A 22,342-nucleotide genomic window follows, 5' to 3' on the forward strand; every position below is an offset into this window, starting at 1 on the left:
CAGCAGAGTCTTTTAATGCGAAAATCAAAAACTTTAGATTGCAACTAAGAGGGGTAAAAGACAGAACCTTTTTCTTATTCAGATTATCCAAACTTTTTGCATAGCCCCCAACTTTTGCGCCTGATCCCCTTTTTCTTATTCAGATTATCCAAACTTTTTGCATAGCCCCCAACTTTTGCGCCTGATCCCCTTTTTCTTATTCAGATTATCCAAACTTTTTGCATAGCTCCCAATTATTACAAGTGAGTATATAAAAAAAGACTTACAGAAATGTAAGTCTTTTTGCTCCTCCTGCTGGGCTCGAACCAGCGACCCTCTGATTAACAGTCAGATGCTCTAACCAACTGAGCTAAGGAGGAATGTCCTTTGTTTTAAGTGGTGCAAATATAGGACGAATATTTATACCTTACAAATTTTTTAAAGAAAAAAATATGAGTTTTTTATAATTTCCCTGTAAAGATTTTGAATATATCACTTCCAAAAATTAGTAACATTAAGCCTAACAAGAAGATAACGCCAATCATTTGGGCACTTTCCAATACTTTTTGAGGAACCGGTTTTCCTACAATTATTTCATACAAAGTGAAAATTACATGTCCACCGTCAAGTCCTGGGATAGGAATTAAATTTAAAAATGCTAACCAAACTGAAAACATCGCTGTGAAGCTCCAAAATGCTGTCCAGTTGATCGCAAAATCACCATTAATATCTTTATCAACAGGCATGCTTTTTACGATAGCGATTGGACCTCCTACATTTTTGTATCCTTGAATTTTAGAGTTAAACATGATTTTAAATTGTTTCACCTGCATTGTTAATGCTTCAATTGTTCTTGTAAAACCTCTAGGTATAGCTTCTCCAAATGAATATTTTCTATTGGTAGTAATTGACTTGACAATATCTTTGGTGGAAAATTGTATACCTAATTTCCCATTCTTATCTACAGGAACGGATGGTAAATTTTGGAGTTTTCCACTATTATTTCTTTCAAAATCTATGGAAACTGTTTTTCCTTTATTTTGGTTTAAAATAGAACTTACTTCATCAAAAAATGCGGCACTCTGACCATTGATTTTTACAATTTTATCACCAGCAAGTAATCCTGACGTTTTAGCTGTAGGTGATACCAAAGAATCAATTATCATAGGTACTCTTGGGCTTATGTATAATTTGGCTTCTTTTTGTTTAAGAACATCCGCAACACCGTCTGTATTTACTGGAAAAGAAATTTCTTTTCCATTTCTAAGTACGGTTACTTGATTCCCTAAAAGAATATTAATGGATGCATTTTCAAGTCTTTCATTTGGTTTTCCATCAATACTAATGATTTTATCACCATTCTGGAATCCCATTTTTTTCCCGGCTTCGGTTACTTCTATTCCATTGGTAAATTTATTAAGATCTGTATAAGTTTCACCATTAAAGAAGGACAAGCTGCTATAAATTAGCCACGCAAGAAAAAAGTTAACTGTAACACCTCCAAGCATAATAATTAATCTTTGCCATGCCGGTTTTGCTCTGAATTCCCATGGTTGAGCTGGCTGTTTCAATTGCTCTGTGTCCATACTCTCATCCACCATTCCTGCAATTTTTACATATCCACCAAATGGTAGCCATCCAATTCCATATTCCGTTTCTCCAATTTTTTTCTTTACGATTGAAAACCAAGGATCAAAAAAAAGATAGAACTTTTCTACTTTTGTTTTAAACCATTTTGCGGGTAAAAAGTGTCCAAGCTCGTGAAGAATTACTAAAATAGAAATACTTAATATGAACTGGAAAATCTTAATTGCTAATTCCATTAATTATTTTATTATGTTTTTGATTTGCAAAGGTAATAATTATCAAAACTATGCCAAATAAAAAAGCTTCTTGAAATAAGAAGCTTTGTCATATATTATGATGTTTATATTATAAATTGAAAGAAACTCCAATACTGCCATTGTTTCCCACTTCAGCAAATACGCCAATTTTGTCAGTAAAAAAGTATCGTGCACCAATGTGTGCGCCTATTCCAAAATCTTTGCCTAAAACTCCCAAATCAATTCCTGGATATATATCCCATTTTTTTGGTAGATCTAGAGCTTCTTGTAAATGAAAGTTTAATCGGCCAAAAATGAATACTCTGTTATCTTTATCATTGTCCTTATATCCGCTAAAATAAGCATTCAAACCTGCTCCAACAGATAATATCTGATTTAAACCGTAGTCATAAGTTCCCGTAACTCCTGTTCCGTATCCCCAAGCATTAAGCCCTAACTGAACTTTCTGGTCACCTTTTCCTGTCCAGGCCTGAGCATTTACTGTTGATCCAAAAAAGATGATCATCAACATAAATAACAATTTCTTCATAAGTTTAGATTTTTATAATAGTATAGAAAAATATCATCATCAAAAATAGAACCGAAGTCATTATAAAATCATATTTTTATTGAAGTTTTTTTAATTAAAGGTTATGAAGATTGTAGGATTAAATTTGGACATTATATGGAAGGATAAGTTAGCTAACTTTCAATTGATTGAGGATCAGCTTCAAAATCAACATGCGGATATTTTTCTTCTTCCGGAAATGTTTTCAACGGGGTTTTGCATGGATGCTGCAGAGGTTGCGGATCGAAATGAGGAATCATTGAATTTTTTAAAGAAAATTTCTAAAGAAAAGAAATCTGCATTTTGTGGTAGTATTCCAATGTATTATAATGGAAAGTTTTATAATAGAATGTATTTTGTCCAACCCGATGCTGAAATTGGATTCTATGATAAAAGGCATCTGTTCTCATTTTCAGGAGAAGATACAGTATATACTCCAGGAAAGGAAAAAGTGATTATTCACTATAAAGGGTTTCGATTTTTATTACAGATTTGTTATGATTTACGTTTTCCTGTGTTTGCGAGAAATAATGATGACTATGATGCTATTTTATATGTTGCTAATTGGCCTGATAAAAGAGTTGGTGCTTGGGAACATCTTTTAAAAGCAAGAGCAATAGAAAACTTATCTTTTGTTTTTGGTTTAAATAGAATTGGAACAGATGGGAATGATCTTTTTTATCAGGAAAGTTCTCATTGCTTTTTTGCTGATGGAACAGAGATTTCGCAAAAAGAGGGAAATATTGTTTCTGCAGAATTAGATATTGATCAATTAAAAGATTTTAGAAATCACTTTCAGTTTTTAAATGATAGGGATAATTTTTCAATTCAATTATAATTGAATGTAATCCAAGGTCTATTATAGTCTGACCTTAGATTACATTTTTATACATATTGTTCTAAAAGCTTAGTCAGAGTATTTACATCGTGCACCCCACTTTCTTTCCAAAGTAATTCTCCCTTTTTAAATATGGCTAACGTTGGGACACCTCGAACTCCATATTGAGATGCGATAGAGGGATATTGATCGACATCTACTTTTATAATTCTAGCATTTTCACCAACGTTTTCCTTGACACTATTCAATACAGAAGATTGAACTTTGCATGGTTGGCACCATGTGGCAAAGAAATCAATTAAAATAGGCTTTTCAGAATTGATTATTTCTTGGAATTTTTGTGACATTGCTTTTTATTTTTTAGAATGAAAAGGATTTTTAATTGCTATTTATAACGTTTTTGAAGAGCATACAAAGTTGGTTATGGGAAATTTTTCAGTTTTTTTAATCCCGTTAAATCCGCCTTCAATTTCTGTAAAGTTTCTTATTCCGTGAGAATTAAGTATACTTGCTGCAATCATACTTCTATAGCCTCCTGCACAATGAAGGAAAAAATGTTTCGAATCATCGATAGAATTTACCCAGTCGCTTATGGCATCCAAAGGTTTGTTATAAGAATTTTCGATATGTTCAGCTGAGTATTCGCTTAGTTTTCGGACATCTAGCACTATAGAATTGTCTTTAAATTGTTTTGCAAACTCTGATGGAGATATTCTATTCACTTCATCAATTTCTTTACCTGAATTCTTCCACGCTTCAAAGCCTCCTTTTAAATACCCTAAAACATTATCAAAGCCTACTCTGCTTAATCGTGTAATTACTTCTTCTTGAGTGCCTTCATCAATGATTAATACTATAGGGTGCTTTACGTCAACAACTAATGTTCCTACCCATGGGGCAAAGTCTCCTTTAAGACCAATATTGATAGAATTGGGAATAAATCCTTTATGGAATTCAATAGGGCTTCGAGTGTCTAAAATCAAAGATCCCGTTTCTTCTACAAAAGCTTCAAGTTCTTCTGCAGGAATGGGGTTTAATCCTTTATTCATGATCAAGTCTAAACTTTCATATCCTTCTTTGTTTAAAGCCACATTCATTCCAAAATATTTGGGTGGAGCTGTTAAGCCATCAAGAACTTCTTTTATAAAAGATTGTTTATCAGGTTGATTTAATGCGTAGTTGGTTTTTTTTTGATTTCCTAATGTATCTACCGTTTCTTTCTGCATATTTTTTCCACACGCAGAACCTGCTCCATGGGCAGGATAAACAGTAATTTCATCATTCAATGGTATGATTTTCTCTTGTAGACTGTCATATAATATGCCAGCTAAATCCTCCTGTGTAAGGCTGGTTGATTTTTGAGCTAAATCTGGTCTTCCTACATCTCCTAAAAATAGGGTGTCTCCTGTAAAGATGGCAGTTTCAATACCATTTTCGTCAATTAAAAGATAAGTGGTACTTTCCATTGTATGACCCGGAGTATGTAAAGCTTTAATCCTTATTTTTCCAATATTAAAGATCTGATTATCTTCAGCGATTATCGCATCAAATTTAGGTTGAGCTGTGGGACCATATATGATGGGAGCTCCTGTTTTTTTACTCAAGTCTAAATGTCCTGAAACAAAATCTGCGTGGAAGTGGGTTTCAAAAATATATTTTAAAGTTACATTATCTTTTTTTAGACGATCCAAATAAGGAGTAACCTCTCTTAGAGGGTCAATAATTGCAGCTTCATTTTCTGATACAATATAATAGGCTCCCTGAGCAAGGCAACCTGTATATATTTGTTCAACTTTCATTGGTTTTGTTTTAAAATTTCAGATAAAGATACGAAGTATTAGACGAATGGTAAAATGAATTGTTGAATCAACATTATAGGATCTATCAATATCCCTACAAAGCATAAGGAAAATGATAGTGTATTACCTGTTTTTATATGATAAAAATAGTATTCACAGAATACAATATAATTGTAAGCTAAATGGATAAGATATCATTAAATATTTTATAAAAAAATTTTATATTTATGTTTTAAAAAATAAAATGGGAGATAAAAAACAGTTTATTGAAGAACTTAATTCCAGATATGCTTCAAAGGGAGAATATATTGTGTTGGGAAAAGGAATGTTGGAAGGAGAAGTAATTCCAGAGGTAGATGTAATAATTCCCTTGAAAACTATTAATCGCCATGGTCTTATTGCAGGAGCAACGGGAACGGGTAAAACGAAAACGTTACAAGTTTTTGCAGAGCAGCTTTCTCATGCAGGAGTTCCTTCTTTGGTTTTAGATATTAAAGGTGATTTTTCCGGAATCGCAGAAGCAGGGAATATGAATGCTGTGATAGAAGAAAGATATGCAAAAACACAATTGCCTTATACTCCTCAGGCATTTCCTGTAGAGCTAATGACTATTTCGGGGGAAAAAGGGGTTAAGTTGAGAGCAACTGTTACAGAATTTGGTCCTATTTTATTAAGTAAAATATTAGAATTGAATGATACTCAGCAAAGTATCATGTCCATAGTTTTTAAATATTGTGATGATAAAGGATTGCCTCTGATCGATCTGAATGATTTGAAGAAGGTACTTCAATATGTTACGGAAAATCCGCAGGGAAAATTAGAGATTTCTACCAATTATGGGGCTATATCACCTGCTTCTTTAGGAGCAATTTTAAGATCAATAGTTGCGTTAGAACAACAGGGTGCTTCTAGTTTCTTTGGAGAGCTAAGTTTTGATGTTCATGATTTACTCCAAACAAAGGATGGAAAAGGGGTAGTAAACATTTTAAGAGTTTCTGATATTCAAAGCAAACCTCAGTTGTTTTCAACATTTATGCTTTCGCTTTTTGCTGAAATATATATGACTTTTCCTGAAGAAGGAGACAGTGGAAAGCCTAAGCTTGTATTATTTATTGATGAAGCTCATTTGATTTTCGATGAGTCTTCAAAAGCATTGGTTTCTCAGATTGAAACAATGGTAAAGTTAATTCGGTCAAAAGGAGTGGGAATTTACTTCATAACACAAATTCCGGGAGATGTGCCTGAGTCTGTACTATCTCAATTAGGTTTAAAAATACAGCATGCCTTAAGAGGTTTTACAGCAAAAGATAAAAAAGAAATTACCAAAGCGGTAGAGAATTATCCTACTACGGAATATTATGATTCATCTACGTTGATTCAAAATTTGGGAATTGGAGAAGCTTTTATAACTGCTTTAGATGAAAAAGGTATTCCTACTCCTTTGGTTCATACGTATTTGATTTCTCCAGAATCAAGAATGGATGTATTAAATGAAACGGAAATATTGGAATTGACAGGAAAGTCATCTTTAGTTGCTAAATATGAACAAGTCGTCAATAGTGAATCTGCTTATGAAATATTAGTAGGCAGAATGGAACAAGCTACTCAGAATGTGCCTCTTAATCAGAAAACTAAAAATGTAAAAGAAGAGCCTGGAATGTTTGAGCAGGTGCTGCAAAGTAAGGCAGGAAGAACCTTTACGAGTACGTTGATGAGAGAAGGTGCTAAAGCTATTTTAGGGATGTTGGGATTAGGAGGAAGAAGGAGATAAGAGGGAGAGAAAAGGTTTTAGTCGCTATATTTTTATAATTTTTACTATTTTAGCAGGATGCCTTTATATTTAAAATAGCATAGATATTATAAAATAGTATTGTGTAATGGCATGACTTGTGTAGATCTTGTGTAGATAGTGTAATGAATATCCGTGTTTTATAATGAAAATTAGTAGAATTAATCTGAACATTCAGTTGTATAAAATTTAAATGTATTCAATAATCGATATAGAAAGTAATGGTGCAGGTTATAGAAAAGAATGCATTATAGATATTGCTATTTTTAGGTATGATGGGCAGAAAATTGTTGATCAGTTTATTTCTCTTGTCAACCCTGAAAGCGATATCACACCTTTTGTGCAAAAATTAACCAGTATTACACCTAAAATGGTTAAAACAGCACCTAAATTTCATGAAATTGCAAAAAGAATTGTCGAAATTACGAAAGATACAACGTTGGTTGGGCATAATATTGATTTTGATTATAGAATGCTGCGTCAATCTTTTAATAGACTGGGTTATGATTTTAAAATCAATACGTTAGATACTATTCCTTTAGCGCAAAAGCTTATTCCCAATGAAGTAAGTTATTCTTTAGGCAAATTAGTGAAGTCTTTGGGAATCCCTTTAACTAATGCTCATAGAGCGGAGGGAGATGCTCGTGCTACTTTAGAATTGTTCAAACTTTTGATTTCAAAAGATATTGATAATGAAATTATTCAGAGACATCATGAAGAGGCAAATGCGAAGACCTACATTAATAAAGTTAAAGAATTAACGCAAGATCTTCCTAATGAAAAAGGATTTGTTTATTTACAAAATAATGAGGGAAAGATTCTTTTTTCTGACCATGTACAAGATATTAATAAATTTTCCAAGAAAATATTTAATTCCAAGTCTAAAAAGTGGGAAGTGATTCAAGGAAGTGTTGAGCGTATCAATTATGAACTTACTGGTACTGATATTATTGCAAAGTTAATTTTGAACTCAAAAAATATCAGAAAAAGGGAAGTGCTTCCATTTGGACTTTATTATAGGAATAATAAATATATTGTTGAGAAAAATAAATTAAATAAAACAGAAAAACCGATTTTGAAATTTCGTTCTTTTACCCAAGGAATAAAAGCAGTAAAATTTATAGAAGGACATCAGGAATTTAAAGATCTGGAAGTTTTCAAAAATAAAATAGAGTTGAATAAAAAGAAAGAGCTTTGGCTAGGGACGGGCAGAAAATTGGGGGAAAAGTTATTCTTGATTATTGATGAAGGCAAAGTAGTCTCCTATGGTTTCTATGAATTATTTACACAAATTCGATCAGTACATAAGCTTTCTAAATTAAAAATTGATTTACTATTTCAATCTGCTGATCTAAATAATGAATTGCAATTGGCAATGCTTAGAGGGGATTTTGAGGCACTACCGTTACCAAAATAGATTGCTATTTACTACCTTTGCACTTTACTTATAACAAAAAGAAGTTTTACTTAATATTATGAATTCAAAAGATTTGCTACAGATTGCCACTGAATATGGCACGCCGGTGTATGTTTACGATGCTGAATCTATCAAAACTCAATACGAAAAACTTACATCTTCTTTTTTAAAACATACTAAGTTCTTTTATGCGGCAAAGGCATTAACGAATATAAATATTTTAAAGTACGTCAAGGGCTTAGGAGCATCTTTGGATTGTGTATCAATTAATGAAGTAAAACTTGGTTTAAAAGTTGGATTTCCGAAAGAAAAAATATTATTTACTCCGAATTGTGTGGATTTGGCAGAGATTGAAGAGGCTATGCAATATGGAGTGCATATCAATATAGATAATATATCTATTTTGGAGCAATTTGGTAATAAATATGGAAATACATATCCAATTTTTGTAAGGATTAATCCTCACATTTTTGCAGGAGGCAATTATAAAATATCTACAGGCCATATTGATAGTAAATTTGGTATTTCTATTCACCAATTACGTCATATTGAAAGAGTAATGAAAACTACAAACCTAAATGTAGAAGGTCTTCATATGCATACAGGGAGTGAGATTAAAGATCCTGAAGTTTTTTTACAGGCGTTAGATATTATGTTAGAGCTTTCTGAGCATTTCACTAACCTAAAGTATTTAGATATGGGAAGTGGGTTCAAAATACCGTATCAAGCGAGTGAAGAAGAAACAGATGTTAAAACTTTAGGTAAGAAAGTTGAAAAAGTATTAGCTGAGTTTTCAAAATCTACAGGAAGAAAGTTTGAATTATGGTTTGAACCAGGAAAGTTTCTTGTAGGAAAAAGTGGATATTTATTAGTGAAAGCAAACGTGATTAAGCAAACTACTGCTACTGTTTTTGTGGGAGTAAATTCTGGTTTCAATCATCTTATACGTCCTATGTTTTATGATTCTTATCACAATATTGAAAATCTATCAAATCCAAAGGGTGCAGAAAGAATTTATACAGTGGTAGGTAATATTTGTGAGACTGATACTTTTGCTTGGGATAGAAAATTAAATGAGGTAAGAGAAGGTGATGTTCTGGCTTTCCATAATGCTGGAGCTTATGGATTTGAAATGAGCTCAAACTTTAATTCACGATTAAAGCCTGCTGAAGTTCTATTTTTAGATGGGAAAGCGCATTTAATTCGCAAAAGAGATGAATTTGAAGATTTATTAAGAAATCAAATTGAAGTATTGTAAAACAATTCTAGTTTTTATATCCGAATTATAAATAATGATAAACTGTCCAAAAAATGGGGATATTCTACAATATTCCTACAGTTTATTTTATATTGTTTTTTAAATTTTATTGTCATTTAAATGGACAAGTAGATATTTATTTTATTGTAAATGAGTGGGTTACGACTTGTTCTTGGTATGCTTTTTGACTTTTCCGTCCAAATTTTGAAAAAGGATGAAAAATGAATTAAAAAAAACTATATTATATAGTTTTAGCTTTTTGAGTATGGCTTTTATTACTTATGTACTGGTCATTTCTCTCAATGAAAGCAACCAAGAGTTTGATAAATTTACTATGTTTATGATAGTATTAAATATCCTTCCGGTTATATTATTTATGATAATTGATTTATTCGTGATAAAAAATGTGGATACAGTATTTTTAAAAATATTGTATGGATTAGTGCTATTAGCTTGGGTAATTTTTCCTGTTTTGATGAATGTCATTTGGTACTTTAATAGTAATGATTATGTAAGTGGCTCTTCAACAAGTGCTCTCCATTTTATTATAATGCCTTATTCCTCCATTTTTTTTGGGCTTATTCCCAGTATAATTCTATCAATAAAATCGTTGGATAATATTAAAAGTAATTTATACAAGATATAGAGTTATATTAAGTGTTTTATAATCGATTGATTATTATTATTGTGTTATAGCTTGAGGGAGAATAGGGAAGTTCTATATTTAGCTAATTATCAGTTTTTCTATTCTTTTTTAGCGGAATCTTAATTCCGGCATGTGGAAATAATCCACATGCTCAGAATTAAATAACAACTATTATGAATAAAAAATTTATAGATGATGCTTATTCATGTTCTCTACATTATAGCGTTGTATTGTTTTGTCTCGTCTCCATATAATATGGTAGAAAAGATGAGAACAGGAAAAGCAGATTTTCATGAATGGTTGAACTTTATAGAATCTTTATTTTTAATAAAAACTTTCTATAGAGTGAAAAAGTATCAATGCTAAAAAAATTAAAGCTTTCCTCTAACTAGAAAAAGTTCTAGATTGATTTCTTTTTATACATTGAGTTTAAATGGTTTTCGAAAAAAAATATAATATTTTATCTTTGATTGGTATATTTGTTCAAATGGTCTTTATGGGATTAAATTTGACAGATAATAGCATTCAAATATTTTTTACAAAATTAGAATGTTATTTCGTTTTTTAACGAAGTTTTATGTTTACAAGATGTGTGTAATTATTATTACAATAATCTTTTATAATATATAAAAAATTTTTTGAAAAATTTAGGTAGAAATAGAAAAGTCGCCTCATAATAGTGAGACGACTTCTTGCTGTAATTAAAACTAAGTTTTTTGATTACGAAATTTTATAAATTAAGATTAACAAATTATTGATTTTCTGCTTGCTTACCTATTCTTATTTTCATTGGCCATACTGAAAAATTATAATTTTATAAACGTTTTGAAAACTATGCTTCCATCTTGTAGCATTACTTTTAATATATAGTTTCCTGGAATTAATGTACTTACATCGATTTTATTATTACGATCAATTTCGACTTGTTTTACATTTCTTTCTACGAAGGAGAAGATATAAGCTTGCTCAATTTGATTATCATAGGACACAAGGTTGATGTAATCTTTTGCAGGATTAGGGTAAATTTGGAGACTTTTATTATCCATAGATTGATTGTTTTCATCAGATATAGACTTATTAGTCCAAGTATTGGGTGGCGAATTCAATATTAAGCTATGAGTCCACCTACCAGCACTATTAGAAACAAGCGAATTGTAATTCTCAATCTTTTTACCCTCTCCCGGCCATGGATCCATATAATTAACCATATAGGTGTAATTATATCCCCAGATATACGGATAATAGTATGATCCATTCCAGTAATGACGGATGATAGGAGTAGAATATTGACTCAATCCATATCCTAGCCTGAAATGCCCACCTCCTGAGTTCCAGCCAATTCTTATAAAAAATGGTTTCCTAGCTTTCAATTCGTTATTGATTTGGGATGTATTAAGAGGAGCATTGACCCCATAGCTGTCCGTATGGGAAAAGTATCTTACAATTCCTTGAATATCCCCATTGTATGAATCGAACATAGTATTAGGTTGATTACACCTATCATTCGGTTGACCACAAGGAATCCTTCCAAACATTCCTGGATTATTTATCCGGGCGTATTCTGCAATTTCTGTTTGTGATCTATTCACCCCATAATAATCAAGTAATGACTTGGATGTTCCTGCCCAACACCATTGGTTTCTTTCTTGTGAAATTACATCGACAGGAAGCGATATCTGATAATTGAGCGTTTGTGATTTATATTCTTTTGTAAAGTAAAACATGAGAATAATGATGCATATTTTGTTCATAGTCATTAGTTTGAGATAAATAAATTTTTAATATCACGAATACTGAGGAATAAATCAAGACTAGAAGTCTTATGTTCTTTATTTCTATCACTAATTTGCTCTAAAGGAAAAAATGTCCTCTTTGAGTCATCGCTTTCAGGATTAGAATCAAACGAAATAAAATCAGATTGGGTTTTATTCAATCGTAGTAATGTCGTTGCTTTTTTATTAACTTTTTCTTCTACAGATTCTATTTTTTTAGAAAGAGTACTCGCTCCATAAGCAGTAGCATTATATTGCCCCTCTTCATTTTTTGTAACCGTTAATAAGCCAACATTCTTCTTGTCTACTTGAACAGGAACTCTAAATTGATTGATGTTGTGAATTATTCCCTTATCATCCATAACTACTATTTCTATGGGAGAACCAAACTTTATCTTTCCAAATTCATCTCTTCTTTCAAATCCAAAGTCGTTTTCTTCCCCAATAGGAATTCCATTCAAGTATATTAAAAGCTCAGAATTTGCCGCTTTTAAAATTAAATCATCTTTTTGTTGAGCAATCACATAGCTTAATGACATTAAAAATGCCAATAAATAAATCTTTTTTTTCATGGGTGTAATTTTTAGATTAGTATATTTATTTAAGATTTTTAGCCAAAAGTTGATAATACATATATTTTGAAATTACTTTTATTTATCGAGGTTATAAGCTACAAGAAAGGTAGTGTATGCATATTGAGTTATTTCTTTATCCTATGAAAATAGGAATAACATGAATTTGTATTAAATTCATTATAATGAATAGGTAGAGATTTGTGGATATAAATTGTTCTAATAAATCAGGTAGATTATAATTGGAGATAATAATATACCAGAGTAATAAAATATCTGTTTGGATAAAGATTATTGAATGAATAGCAAGTCTGTACTAATTCAGGATTTGGTTATTTCCTGATCCATACTCCTTTCCATTTCTTACTGAATAGAAAATTTTTTGGAGCATGTAAAGAGCAAGTTCTAGTAAAAAAGTTTTTTAATGGATAAAGTTTTTTAATTATTTATTACAACTTTTTCAATATTTAATTTTAATACTATAAGCTTAACTACTATGAGGCTATAGTATTAATTTTTCCTTATTTATTAATATAAAATTCTATAAAAATAAACTCTAATTCAACATGTCTCTTAATGGTGATTAATGATGCTAATATAATAATTTATTTATTTATTACATACTTTTTAGAAATTAGTTAAAAATCGAAATATAGGAATATTATCTTGTAATCCCCTACCATAAGGCATTGAGTAATATTAAGGAAATAATCAATAATCCTAATAGATAATAATTATAATTCATCATATGGTGATATTATTCCATGTGCATTGTTTAATACATTTAATATAAGCGATAATACCATCTAATATCTCAATAAAGAATAAATAATTATTGTAAAAATATAATTCTGACAGAATGGCAGAATATTTTGTATCTTTGCAAATTAATTTAAAAAATCCTATGTATAGAATCCCACCTATATATAGCTAATTTAAAAAGAAGATAGTGCAAGAAAAATATATAGACGAAACAAAGCAAGGTGAGGCATTTGCCATTGCCGAAAAACCTGAAAATTCTAAGAAATTATTTTTAGAAAGTTATGGTTGTCAGATGAATTTCTCGGATTCTGAAATAGTTGCTTCTATACTTAATGAGCAAGGATATAATACGACAATGAAAATTGAAGAGGCAGATCTTATTCTTCTCAATACTTGTTCAATACGTGAGAAAGCCGAACAAACAGTAAGAATGCGCCTTTCTCAGTTCAAAAATCTTAAGAAAGAGAAACCTAATATGACGGTTGGTGTTCTTGGGTGTATGGCTGAAAGATTAAAAACTAAATTTTTAGAAGAGGAGCAATTGGTCGATCTTGTGGTAGGCCCTGATGCATACAGAGATTTACCTAATCTTTTGAAAGAAACAGAAGATGGAAGAGATGCGATTAATGTAATTCTTTCAAAAGAGGAGACGTATGCTGATATCAATCCTGTACGGTTAGGAGGAAATGGAGTTACTGCTTTCGTTACGATTACAAGGGGCTGTGATAATATGTGTACTTTCTGTGTGGTCCCTTTTACAAGAGGTAGAGAAAGAAGCCGTGATCCTCATTCAATTATTGAAGAATGCCAAAATCTTTGGAATAACGGATATAAAGAAATAACACTTTTAGGGCAAAATGTAGATTCCTACCTTTGGTACGGAGGAGGTCCCAAAAAAGACTTTGCTAAGGCTTCTGAAATGCAAAAAGCTACAGCAATTAACTTTGCTCAATTGCTTGATGCTGTAGCAAAAGCAGTACCTGAAATGAGAATTAGATTTTCTACATCTAATCCACAGGATATGAGCTTAGATGTGTTCAAAATGGTGGCAAAACATGATAATATCTGTAAATATGTACATCTCCCTGTTCAAAGTGGAAGTAATAATATGCTAGAAGCAATGAACAGACAACATACACGTGAAGAATACCTCGAATTAATTAAAAAAGCTAGAGAAATTGTTCCGGATATAGCCTTTTCTCAAGATATGATTGTTGGTTTTTGTAATGAAACGGAAGAAGATCATCAAGATACATTAAGCTTAATGAAAGAAGTTGAGTATGATTATGGATATATGTTTGCATATTCGGAAAGACCTGGTACTCCGGCTCATAAAAAAATGGAAGATAATATTCCGGCGGATGTAAAACAAAGACGTTTGGCTGAAGTTATAGCATTACAAGGTGAGCTTTCGAGAAAGCGTATGAAGTCTTATGTGGGAAGAGTACATCAAATTTTAATTGAAGGAACTTCTAAAAAGAATGAAAATCAATGGAAAGGACGAAACTCTCAAAATGCAGTCTGTGTTTTTGATAAACAAGAAGGTCAGAAAATAGGTGACATTGTGGAGGTCTTTGTTTATGATAATACACAAGGCACGCTTTTAGGGCGAATGTAGGATAAATAAAAACAGAATTATTTAATCAATCCATATTTAAATCAATCAATAATAACTTATGGAAAAATTTCAAAAATACTGCCTTGGTGTTTTATTGGTGATTATTTATAATAATGTTTCCACGAATCATAATGTGTTTCATGAAAGTAATTGTTATAATTTAGTTAAAATATATGGTCAATTTTTGGCTGAAAAGCATAATGGAAATGAAACAAATCTCTTTAAGAAAAAGGTAACATTTCAGAGTGCTTTTAGTTCTAAAAATAGCGCCGAAGATACTCTAATAAAATTTTTTTTAAGAAAAAAACAAAATATAAACCCTTATAAGATCATTCATTTTAATAATCTCGCCTCAGATGTGATCTTGGAAAACTTCGAAAAAAGGGATGTGGAATATTCCATTTTTGGAAGATTTTATATTAAAAATAAAGTTTCAAAGATTAGGAATAAGGATTACTTAGATTTAAATAAAGGAACTGTTAAAACAGATGAAGTTGATAACTACTTCATTTAACACTACAGACGAAAATCTGTAGAAAAACTTTATTAAAAATCTAAAATTTATTTATGAGCAACGAGTTACAAAATATAAAAAATCGCTTTGGAATAATTGGAAACTTTCCTGTATTAAATCGGGCTTTAGAAAAAGCTATTCAGGTAGCTCCAACAGATATTTCGGTATTGGTTATAGGAGAAAGTGGAGTAGGAAAAGAATTTATTCCTAAAATTATTCATTCTGAATCCAAAAGAAAACACCAGCCGTATATCGTTGTTAATTGTGGTGCTATTCCTGAAGGGACCATCGATTCTGAATTATTTGGTCATGAAAAAGGTGCATTTACTGGAGCCACGACAACAAGAAAGGGGTATTTTGAAGTAGCCGATGGAGGGACTATTTTTCTTGATGAGGTAGGAGAGTTACCATTACAGACCCAAGTTCGCCTTTTAAGGGTGTTAGAAAGTGGTGAGTTTATGAAAGTTGGGTCTTCGCAGGTCCAAAAGACAGACGTGAGAATTGTTGCGGCTACGAATGTCAATATGATGAAAGCCATTCAGGACGGTAGATTTCGGGAAGATTTATACTATCGTCTAAATACAGTGCAGATTGATATGCCGCCTTTACGTGAAAGAAAAGGAGATATTCATTTGTTATTCAGAAAATTTGCAATAGATTTTGCTGAAAAATATAGAATGCCTGAATTAGAGCTGGAGCCAAGTGCTGTACATTATATAGAAAATTATACCTTTCCGGGAAATATTCGTCAATTAAGAAATTTGGTTGAACAAATGACTGTTGTAGAGAGAAACCGACAAATTTCTGTAGGAAAACTTTCGGAATATATTCCCATGGATGCTCATTTGCCAATGGTTGTCAATTCTTCCAATTCTCAAAAGCAGAATGACTTTAATAGTGAAAGAGAAATCATGTACAAGATTCTTTTTGATATGAGGAATGATATAAATGATTTAAAATCACTAACTTCGGAGTTAATAAAAAATAAAAATACAGGAGATCTTAGTATACAGGAAAAGAATTTGATTAATAGAATTTATACTCCTGATAATCAGCAGGCTGTAAATTCAAATTCTTTATTGTATTTTGAAAACAATAATTCAGTACAGACACCGACGATCATTTCTAATCCGGATGAAAGTTATGAAGATATTGAAGACATTGAGATTGAAGAAAATAAGCCAGAATCTCTTTCTCTGCAGAATAATGAAAAGGATTTGATTATTAAAGCTTTAGAAAAGCATAAAGGTCGTAGAAATAGAGCTGCAGATGAATTAGGAATCTCACAAAGGACTCTTTATAGAAAAATAAAACAATATAACCTCGAAGACTAAAATTATGGATATTAAAGCAAAGCCAATCGATTTTAAATTTAATGAGTATTTAAGCAAAGGATATGAGCTCTTAAAAAAAGATTTTGGTAATATCTTATTAGCTGTTTTTTTCTGTATTATTATGTCTATTATTCCCTTTTGTGGATTTTTAGCCATGGGAAATCTATACAAATTTTTAAAGAAAGTAAATAAGGGACAACAAGCGAGTGCTGTAGAGATCTTTAATTTTGATAATTTTACTTCCTATTTTATTTTGCAATTGATTATAATAGGAGGAGTATTGCTATTTTACATACCTATTTTGTTTATGTTACCCATCATAAAAAGTGGACAAGAGCCCTCTGAAAATTTCTTGCTGTTTTTTATTCCCTATTTTGTTATTCTTTATATTGCCATCATTATTATTTCTATAAAAGGATTTTATATTCCGGGATTAATTTCACTGGGTGGAATAAAAGATATAAAAACGGCTTGGAGTATGTCAGTAGTTATGAGTAAGAATAATTTATTATCGATTTTCTTATTTTCACTGGTTGTAAGTATACTAGGGCAATTGGGAATAATCCTTTGTGGAATTGGTGTTTTTTTAACAATACCCTTTATTTATACAACTCACTATTGTGCATTTGAAGATGCTTTTGAACAAGTTGAAAATGATGAAATAAAAGAAATAGGATTGAAAAATGAATAATAAAATTATTAATAGTATTAAAAAAGGTAAGCTGGTTTGGGGAATATTAATAGCCAGTGTTATTTTGAATTCTTGTTATAGTTTTACAGGTTCATCTTTAACGGATGAAAAAACGATTCAAATCAATGAATTTCCAAATAACTCCGCATTGGTAAATCCTACTTTGGCTCAACAATTTTCTACGGATATTCAAAATAGATTTTTACAAAGAACCACACTAAAAGGAACTAAAGAAAATGCTGATATCTTGATTGAGGGAGAAATTACAGATTATTCTATCAACCCGACAACTATTAGTTCAAATACTTTAACCAATAATGCGGGAGGGGTTGTTCAAGAATCTCAGAATAAATTAACAATTACTGTAAAAGTTCATTATGAAAATAAACTTCATTCCGACTTGAGCTTTGATAGAACATATTCCGATGAAGCTACTTTTAACAGTAGTTTATCTCAAACTGAAATTGAAAACTCTCAGGTTAAAATTGCGACAGAAAGAATTATAAATAAGATATTTAACGATATTGTAGCGAATTGGTAATAATGAATGCTAGAGTTTTAGAATTATTAAAAAGTCCTAAAAAGATCCTTTCAGAAGATTTAGTTCTGTTGAAGGAAGAAATTAATTCGTTCCCTTACATTCAAAATATAAGAGCTCTTCACTTATATGGGGTTCACTTATATGATAAGGATAAATATCAGGGAGAATTGTCTACAACAGCGGCATATACTACTGATAAAAAAATTCTTTATCAGTTAATCAATGGTGAAGTTAAACCTCGACAGATGTCTCCTACTATTCAGGAAAAGTCAGGTATAATTGAACAAGAAACTAAAAATGATCAAATTACTAGAGCTTTTCCTATTAAAAGAGATGACGAGTACCTTCTAGATTTGCAATCTGAACCAAAACATGTGTTTATAAATGGGGAAAGAAATAGGATTTTATTTGAAGGTGAAGAGAACTTTCTTACTGGTGAAAATGTTGAAGTCATTGATATTAAATCCACTCTGGAATCAGGATCACTCATTACTCAGAAAATAGATGAAAATTCATTAGAGGCTGTTACGGATTCAATGAATACTTCTGTTGAGGAAAAGGAGAATGAAGTCAATATTCATGATAATCGAGAAGAAATATCTTCAGCACTAAACTCGGATGAAAAAGAGGGAGTAACACCTTTTCAAATCACTTCTAATGAAGAGGAAAATAAGGATATGGATGAATCGGTTGTTGTTCAAGATGAAGAATCAAAAATTGAATTAAACACTTCGTTTTCTTCAGAAAAGCTTATCGATGAGGAAAAAATAGCCTCTGAGAAGTCAATTATTCAAGAAGATTCAGAACTTAGTTTCCATGGGATGGAATCCTTTATGCCTGACGTAAAAATTCAATCGAATAATAATTTTTCGCAAGAAACAGCAGAAACTTCTCTTCCTAATTTCAATAAGCATGAAGAGGAAATGCGTCGTTTGATTGAAGAGGTAGAGAAAAAAATGCAAGAAGGAAAAAGTGTTACTTCTAAGGTTGAGTTAGATCATAAAAATGATGGGGGGAACCATGGAATTAGTTTTTCAGAAACGCAAGCATTTAGTGTAGATTCTTCACTAGCTCCGAAAAAAGATGATATTTCTAAGGTAGAATATGTTTCAAACGAAATTGTTTCCAACATACAAACAGATGAGTTACCAGAGAAAGGAACAAATAGGGAAGAGGGTATTTATAATGAGGATAATATAAAACATTCTGCTTGGAAACCTATGAATGTAGAATCTCATATTCCGGATTCTATGATAAGTATTAGTAGTGAAGAAAAAATAACAGCGATTGAGCATGAAGAGGGTTTAAAAAAAGAAAAAATAGAGCCCCAAGTAGACGTTGCAGAGGAAGAACCCAATATATTATTAGAGAATAATAAAGAAATTCAAGGAAATATTGAGATTGAGGATGTGCATAAGGAAGCCCCTGCAATGAATGTCTCTTTCTTCAGCTCTAATATTTCTTCCTGGACTACAGATGGAAAGAAGGATGAACCAAAAGATGTAAGTGAGACTGTAGGAAATCAAGAAGTAGAACCGATTACGGATCCTAATATTAGTAATGTTCCTGGATTCATTAATACATGGCAAAGCTGGCTAAAGATTGATAGAGTTGGAGATATAGAAAAATATAAAGTTGAGAATAAAAGTAAAGTGATTGATACTTTCATTGAGAATAATCCTAAAATTAGTCAGCTAAGAGATGAAAGTAGTTATGTTATTAAGGAAAAAGCAAATGATATTTCTCATTTAATGACCGAAACCTTGGCTAACTTATATATCGAGCAAAAATTATATACAAAAGCGATCAAGGCCTTTGAAATATTAATTAGTAAAAATCCTGATAAAAAAGAGTATTTTGAAGGAAAAATACAGGAAGTTAAAGATATTAAAAATAGAAATTAACCAATTAATAGATGAAGTATTAAAGGTTAAAAGTCTTTATAAATCAAAAATCGGAGAGCTCCTTTCTTCGATTTTTTTATGTATTAGAGGGGACTTTTCTTAATTTTCGCCATGCATTTCTTCCTAATATAAAAACAGAAATGATTAAGATAATAGTACAAATTCCTGCTATAATGGGAGTGATCATTGCTAAAAATGACATTATACCGGCACCAGCGGTTTCAGTTGTTCCTACAATAGGGTTTCCAAGCCCTCCTGTGGTTACAGCCGAGGCTGCACGAATTCCTGCAAATCCAGAGCTGATAGTGGCAGCGGTTCCTCCTCCGGCTATTAATGCTAATGCCCATTGAAAAAATGTCCCAAATTCTGTAAATTGGCTTGCAAATAAAATAGAACCGGCAATGGTTGCCATGGGGACAGATAAAGTGTCTAATAGATTATCAATAAATGGGATGTAATAAGCCAAAATTTCGATAATTGTAGCAGTTCCTGTCGTAATAAGACTTGGAATACTGGCTAGCCATTCAAACTGTTCATTCATTGGAATCCAATGAAAATAAGAAGCCAAACTTACCGCAAACATCGGAAGGAATACTCTAAAACCTGTTGCGGCTGCCAAACCAAGACCAATGAAGGCACTTATTATATAGGGTAAATAAGGAATATCTTCTAACATGTTAATTTTCAGATTGGTTTTATTAAAGTTACAAAAACTTATGGAAATATTGTTATCTCTGAAAATAAGGATATAATCATTTTTTTAAAGGGTGAGTCTTCTGGCAAAGTTGTTTAAACTGAGTTTCAACATCTTGAAATTTTTTTGGCATTTCAGGAGAAACCCAAAATAGCATGGTTAATGTTTTCTCTCCAAATGCCTGTTGGAATATGCTCTTATTTAAGCGGTAGGCTTCTCGCATTAATCTTTTAATACGATTTCTATGGACAGCCTTTTTAAAATATTTTTTAGAAACTGAAACTGCAAACTTTGTGCTTTCAATAGGAAATGTAGGCTTATTTTTGAGAGTAATAATTCTCAAGTTTCCACTCGTTAACCATTTGCCTTTTTCGAAAAGCAAAGTAATTTCAGCGTTTTTTTTGAGTTTTTCTGCTCGGGAATATCGGAAATCTTGCATTAATCTTTTTTCACTAAATGATTGATTACTTCTGCTGCTGCATAAAGTCCAAATATGGCGGGAATAAAACTTATTGTACCATAAAAAGATTTTTTAAAATTACTTCCATCAGTCATTTTAAGACTTTCTTCTTTTTGAAGTTCATTAGAAAAAACACATCTGAATCCTTTATTAATTTTTTCTTTTTTAAGCCTTTTTCGGACTTGCTTTGCTAAGAAACAATTATGAGTTTTACTAATATCCCTAACCATTACTTTGCTAGGGTCGGTTTTGCCACCTGCCCCCATTGAGCTGATTATTTTAATCTTTCTTTTTCTTGCTGCTTTAATTAGAAATAACTTTGGAGTTACACTATCAATGCAGTCTAGAATATAATTAAAATTTCCCGAGTCGATAACCTCTTCCATTCTTTCAGGATTTAGAAACTCGTTAATCTTTACTAAATTAAGGGTAGGGTTAATGTCTAGGAGTCTTTCAGCTACTACTTCCACTTTATGCTTACCAATAGTAGAATGTAAAGCTGGTAACTGTCTGTTAATGTTTGTGATATCTACAGTGTCTCCATCAACGATGGTCATGTTTCCTACACCTGCTCGTGCCAAAAACTCAGCAGCAAATGATCCAACACCCCCTAAACCTACAACTAAAATGTTGGCTTTCATTAATTTATCCAATCCATCTTCTTTTATGAGAAGTTCTGTTCTTTCTAACCAATATTTATCCATTTCTTATAGTGTCTAGATTTTCTAAAATTTGCTCGCTAAGTTGCTTTAAAGAGATTCCTTTAAGTAAGGAAACTTTTTTGTATAACTCTTCAATAATAAAATCATCATTATCCGTTTCCAAAAATAATTTATCTAGCGGAGTAATTCTTATTGTATTTTGCAAAGATAAATTATACAAAACGGCTTTTCCAACACTCAGATAAAAATTATTTTTTAGTAAATCTTCCGCAACTCCTTGTTTTTTATTGAATCCATGAATAATCATAGCTTGTGTAGCTTGTTTTTTAAAGGATATGACTTCATAAAATTTTCTAACACAATGTATAATTAAAGGTTTTCTCATCTCATTGGATAGCTGTATTTGTTTTATAAATATCATTTCCTGTATTTTGGGATCTATTGGGACAAGTGAATCCAGTCCACATTCTCCTATTGCAAAACAATGATCAGAGATGTTAGAAGTTAGCCAATCTATTTGGTTTTCAATGGAATTACAATTAATATCTCTAGGGTGTATTCCTACAGAATATAAAGTGGAGGGTATAGCCTCATTATATTCCAAGTTATAAATTCCATAAGATATATTTTTCTTATGGTGATGAAAATCAAAATAATCCATTTTCAAAAATACTATTTATATAGAATTAATGTAAAATTTT

Annotated in this window: 21 protein-coding genes and 1 tRNA gene; 11 read left to right on the forward strand and 11 right to left on the reverse strand. The window is 31.3% G+C overall.

Translation table 11 applies throughout. From position 1 onward, the window contains the following. Positions 1-285 precede the first annotated feature (285 nt). The 3 genes from CHRY9293_RS09190 to CHRY9293_RS09200 form a co-directional block, all read right to left on the reverse strand. Positions 286-359, reverse strand: a tRNA-Asn gene (locus CHRY9293_RS09190). Between the two features lie 81 nt (positions 360-440). Continuing rightward, positions 441-1,802 (reverse strand): RIP metalloprotease RseP, encoded by a 1,362-nt coding sequence (gene rseP / locus CHRY9293_RS09195; RefSeq protein WP_162032708.1) that lies wholly within the window; start codon positions 1,800-1,802, stop codon positions 441-443. Between the two features lie 109 nt (positions 1,803-1,911). Beyond that, entirely contained in the window at positions 1,912-2,352 is a 441-nt protein-coding gene (locus CHRY9293_RS09200; protein WP_122545475.1) for a DUF6646 family protein, read from the reverse strand. A gap of 103 nt (positions 2,353-2,455) precedes the next feature. On the opposite strand from CHRY9293_RS09200, the gene CHRY9293_RS09205 reads away from it, so the two are divergent. Then, positions 2,456-3,208, forward strand: a complete 753-nt coding sequence (locus CHRY9293_RS09205; protein ID WP_162032709.1) for a nitrilase-related carbon-nitrogen hydrolase — start codon at positions 2,456-2,458, stop codon at positions 3,206-3,208. Positions 3,209-3,255: 47 nt separating this feature from the next. Here the strand turns inward: CHRY9293_RS09205 and CHRY9293_RS09210 are convergent, their stop codons facing one another. Next, complete coding sequence (locus CHRY9293_RS09210) at positions 3,256-3,555, reverse strand: thioredoxin family protein (RefSeq protein ID WP_122545473.1); 300 nt, start codon at positions 3,553-3,555, stop codon at positions 3,256-3,258. Positions 3,556-3,597: 42 nt separating this feature from the next. Then, the gene (locus CHRY9293_RS09215; RefSeq protein ID WP_162032710.1) at positions 3,598-5,007 is read right to left on the reverse strand and encodes an MBL fold metallo-hydrolase; all 1,410 of its coding nucleotides are present in this window, start codon (positions 5,005-5,007) and stop codon (positions 3,598-3,600) included. 244 nt (positions 5,008-5,251) lie between these two features. Between CHRY9293_RS09215 and CHRY9293_RS09220 the strand changes: the two genes are divergently transcribed. The 4 genes from CHRY9293_RS09220 to CHRY9293_RS09235 all read left to right on the forward strand — a co-directional run bounded on the left by CHRY9293_RS09220 (position 5,252) and on the right by CHRY9293_RS09235 (position 10,117). Beyond that, on the forward strand, positions 5,252-6,778 hold the full coding sequence (locus CHRY9293_RS09220; RefSeq protein ID WP_162032711.1) for a helicase HerA-like domain-containing protein: 1,527 nt from the start codon (positions 5,252-5,254) through the stop codon (positions 6,776-6,778). 211 nt (positions 6,779-6,989) lie between these two features. Then, positions 6,990-8,213 carry a 3'-5' exonuclease gene (locus CHRY9293_RS09225; protein ID WP_162032712.1) on the forward strand — a complete coding sequence of 408 codons (1,224 nt, stop codon included), beginning with the start codon at positions 6,990-6,992 and terminating at the stop codon, positions 8,211-8,213. Between the two features lie 58 nt (positions 8,214-8,271). Further along, positions 8,272-9,471, forward strand: a complete 1,200-nt coding sequence (gene lysA / locus CHRY9293_RS09230) for a diaminopimelate decarboxylase (protein WP_185153207.1) — start codon at positions 8,272-8,274, stop codon at positions 9,469-9,471. A 214-nt stretch (positions 9,472-9,685) separates the two neighbouring features. Then, complete coding sequence (locus CHRY9293_RS09235) at positions 9,686-10,117, forward strand: hypothetical protein (RefSeq protein ID WP_162032713.1); 432 nt, start codon at positions 9,686-9,688, stop codon at positions 10,115-10,117. 806 nt (positions 10,118-10,923) lie between these two features. Here the strand turns inward: CHRY9293_RS09235 and CHRY9293_RS09240 are convergent. After that, the gene (locus CHRY9293_RS09240) at positions 10,924-11,868 is read right to left on the reverse strand and encodes a T9SS type A sorting domain-containing protein (protein ID WP_162032714.1); all 945 of its coding nucleotides are present in this window, start codon (positions 11,866-11,868) and stop codon (positions 10,924-10,926) included. 5 nt (positions 11,869-11,873) lie between these two features. Further along, positions 11,874-12,461, reverse strand: a complete 588-nt coding sequence (locus CHRY9293_RS09245; RefSeq protein WP_162032715.1) for a hypothetical protein — start codon at positions 12,459-12,461, stop codon at positions 11,874-11,876. A 949-nt stretch (positions 12,462-13,410) separates the two neighbouring features. Here CHRY9293_RS09245 and miaB point away from each other — a divergent pair. From miaB to CHRY9293_RS09275, 6 genes are read left to right on the forward strand one after another with little or no spacing between them, the layout of a single operon-like run. After that, complete coding sequence (miaB, locus tag CHRY9293_RS09250) at positions 13,411-14,841, forward strand: tRNA (N6-isopentenyl adenosine(37)-C2)-methylthiotransferase MiaB (protein ID WP_162032716.1); 1,431 nt, start codon at positions 13,411-13,413, stop codon at positions 14,839-14,841. Between the two features lie 58 nt (positions 14,842-14,899). Then, complete coding sequence (locus CHRY9293_RS09255; RefSeq protein ID WP_162032717.1) at positions 14,900-15,355, forward strand: hypothetical protein; 456 nt, start codon at positions 14,900-14,902, stop codon at positions 15,353-15,355. Between the two features lie 53 nt (positions 15,356-15,408). Continuing rightward, positions 15,409-16,689, forward strand: coding sequence for a sigma-54 interaction domain-containing protein (locus CHRY9293_RS09260; RefSeq protein WP_162032718.1), 1,281 nt, complete (start codon positions 15,409-15,411; stop codon positions 16,687-16,689). A 4-nt stretch (positions 16,690-16,693) separates the two neighbouring features. Continuing rightward, complete coding sequence (locus tag CHRY9293_RS09265; protein WP_162032719.1) at positions 16,694-17,380, forward strand: hypothetical protein; 687 nt, start codon at positions 16,694-16,696, stop codon at positions 17,378-17,380. Then, a complete protein-coding gene (locus tag CHRY9293_RS09270; protein WP_162032720.1) occupies positions 17,373-17,921 on the forward strand; it encodes an LptE family protein in 549 nt (182 codons plus the stop codon). The genes CHRY9293_RS09265 and CHRY9293_RS09270 overlap by 8 nt, the downstream gene beginning before the upstream one ends. Before the next feature lie 2 nt (positions 17,922-17,923). Continuing rightward, complete coding sequence (locus CHRY9293_RS09275; RefSeq protein ID WP_162032721.1) at positions 17,924-19,825, forward strand: hypothetical protein; 1,902 nt, start codon at positions 17,924-17,926, stop codon at positions 19,823-19,825. A gap of 76 nt (positions 19,826-19,901) precedes the next feature. Here the strand turns inward: CHRY9293_RS09275 and CHRY9293_RS09280 are convergent, their stop codons facing one another. The 4 genes from CHRY9293_RS09280 to CHRY9293_RS09295 all read right to left on the reverse strand — a co-directional run bounded on the left by CHRY9293_RS09280 (position 19,902) and on the right by CHRY9293_RS09295 (position 22,302). Then, positions 19,902-20,501: a DUF4126 domain-containing protein gene (locus CHRY9293_RS09280; RefSeq protein ID WP_162032722.1), complete on the reverse strand. Its 600-nt coding sequence runs from the start codon at positions 20,499-20,501 to the stop codon at positions 19,902-19,904. A 76-nt stretch (positions 20,502-20,577) separates the two neighbouring features. After that, complete coding sequence (gene rnpA / locus CHRY9293_RS09285) at positions 20,578-20,958, reverse strand: ribonuclease P protein component (protein ID WP_162032723.1); 381 nt, start codon at positions 20,956-20,958, stop codon at positions 20,578-20,580. After that, complete coding sequence (locus tag CHRY9293_RS09290) at positions 20,958-21,683, reverse strand: tRNA threonylcarbamoyladenosine dehydratase (protein ID WP_162032724.1); 726 nt, start codon at positions 21,681-21,683, stop codon at positions 20,958-20,960. Before CHRY9293_RS09290 ends, rnpA begins: the two co-directional genes overlap by 1 nt. Next, a complete protein-coding gene (locus CHRY9293_RS09295; protein ID WP_162032725.1) occupies positions 21,676-22,302 on the reverse strand; it encodes a TatD family hydrolase in 627 nt (208 codons plus the stop codon). The genes CHRY9293_RS09290 and CHRY9293_RS09295 overlap by 8 nt, the downstream gene beginning before the upstream one ends. Between the last annotated feature and the right edge of the window lie 40 nt (positions 22,303-22,342).

Source organism: Chryseobacterium potabilaquae (assembly GCF_902728265.1).
GTDB lineage: Bacteria > Bacteroidota > Bacteroidia > Flavobacteriales > Weeksellaceae > Chryseobacterium > Chryseobacterium potabilaquae.

What these genes read in the sequence shown, in the direction of transcription:
- CHRY9293_RS09295 (WP_162032725.1), bottom strand. Translation starts at nt 22,302, where the DNA reads ATGGATTATTTTGATTTTCATCACCATAAGAAAAATATATCTTATGGA.
- CHRY9293_RS09220 (WP_162032711.1), top strand. Translation starts at nt 5,252, where the DNA reads ATGGGAGATAAAAAACAGTTTATTGAAGAACTTAATTCCAGATATGCT.
- CHRY9293_RS09200 (WP_122545475.1), bottom strand. Translation starts at nt 2,352, where the DNA reads ATGAAGAAATTGTTATTTATGTTGATGATCATCTTTTTTGGATCAACA.
- CHRY9293_RS09270 (WP_162032720.1), top strand. Translation starts at nt 17,373, where the DNA reads ATGAATAATAAAATTATTAATAGTATTAAAAAAGGTAAGCTGGTTTGG.
- CHRY9293_RS09265 (WP_162032719.1), top strand. Translation starts at nt 16,694, where the DNA reads ATGGATATTAAAGCAAAGCCAATCGATTTTAAATTTAATGAGTATTTA.
- CHRY9293_RS09290 (WP_162032724.1), bottom strand. Translation starts at nt 21,683, where the DNA reads ATGGATAAATATTGGTTAGAAAGAACAGAACTTCTCATAAAAGAAGAT.
- CHRY9293_RS09280 (WP_162032722.1), bottom strand. Translation starts at nt 20,501, where the DNA reads ATGTTAGAAGATATTCCTTATTTACCCTATATAATAAGTGCCTTCATT.
- CHRY9293_RS09210 (WP_122545473.1), bottom strand. Translation starts at nt 3,555, where the DNA reads ATGTCACAAAAATTCCAAGAAATAATCAATTCTGAAAAGCCTATTTTA.
- CHRY9293_RS09275 (WP_162032721.1), top strand. Translation starts at nt 17,924, where the DNA reads ATGAATGCTAGAGTTTTAGAATTATTAAAAAGTCCTAAAAAGATCCTT.
- CHRY9293_RS09235 (WP_162032713.1), top strand. Translation starts at nt 9,686, where the DNA reads ATGAAAAATGAATTAAAAAAAACTATATTATATAGTTTTAGCTTTTTG.
- rseP (WP_162032708.1), bottom strand. Translation starts at nt 1,802, where the DNA reads ATGGAATTAGCAATTAAGATTTTCCAGTTCATATTAAGTATTTCTATT.
- CHRY9293_RS09255 (WP_162032717.1), top strand. Translation starts at nt 14,900, where the DNA reads ATGGAAAAATTTCAAAAATACTGCCTTGGTGTTTTATTGGTGATTATT.
- CHRY9293_RS09205 (WP_162032709.1), top strand. Translation starts at nt 2,456, where the DNA reads ATGAAGATTGTAGGATTAAATTTGGACATTATATGGAAGGATAAGTTA.
- CHRY9293_RS09260 (WP_162032718.1), top strand. Translation starts at nt 15,409, where the DNA reads ATGAGCAACGAGTTACAAAATATAAAAAATCGCTTTGGAATAATTGGA.
- CHRY9293_RS09245 (WP_162032715.1), bottom strand. Translation starts at nt 12,461, where the DNA reads ATGAAAAAAAAGATTTATTTATTGGCATTTTTAATGTCATTAAGCTAT.
- lysA (WP_185153207.1), top strand. Translation starts at nt 8,272, where the DNA reads ATGAATTCAAAAGATTTGCTACAGATTGCCACTGAATATGGCACGCCG.
- rnpA (WP_162032723.1), bottom strand. Translation starts at nt 20,958, where the DNA reads ATGCAAGATTTCCGATATTCCCGAGCAGAAAAACTCAAAAAAAACGCT.
- CHRY9293_RS09225 (WP_162032712.1), top strand. Translation starts at nt 6,990, where the DNA reads ATGTATTCAATAATCGATATAGAAAGTAATGGTGCAGGTTATAGAAAA.
- CHRY9293_RS09240 (WP_162032714.1), bottom strand. Translation starts at nt 11,868, where the DNA reads ATGAACAAAATATGCATCATTATTCTCATGTTTTACTTTACAAAAGAA.
- CHRY9293_RS09215 (WP_162032710.1), bottom strand. Translation starts at nt 5,007, where the DNA reads ATGAAAGTTGAACAAATATATACAGGTTGCCTTGCTCAGGGAGCCTAT.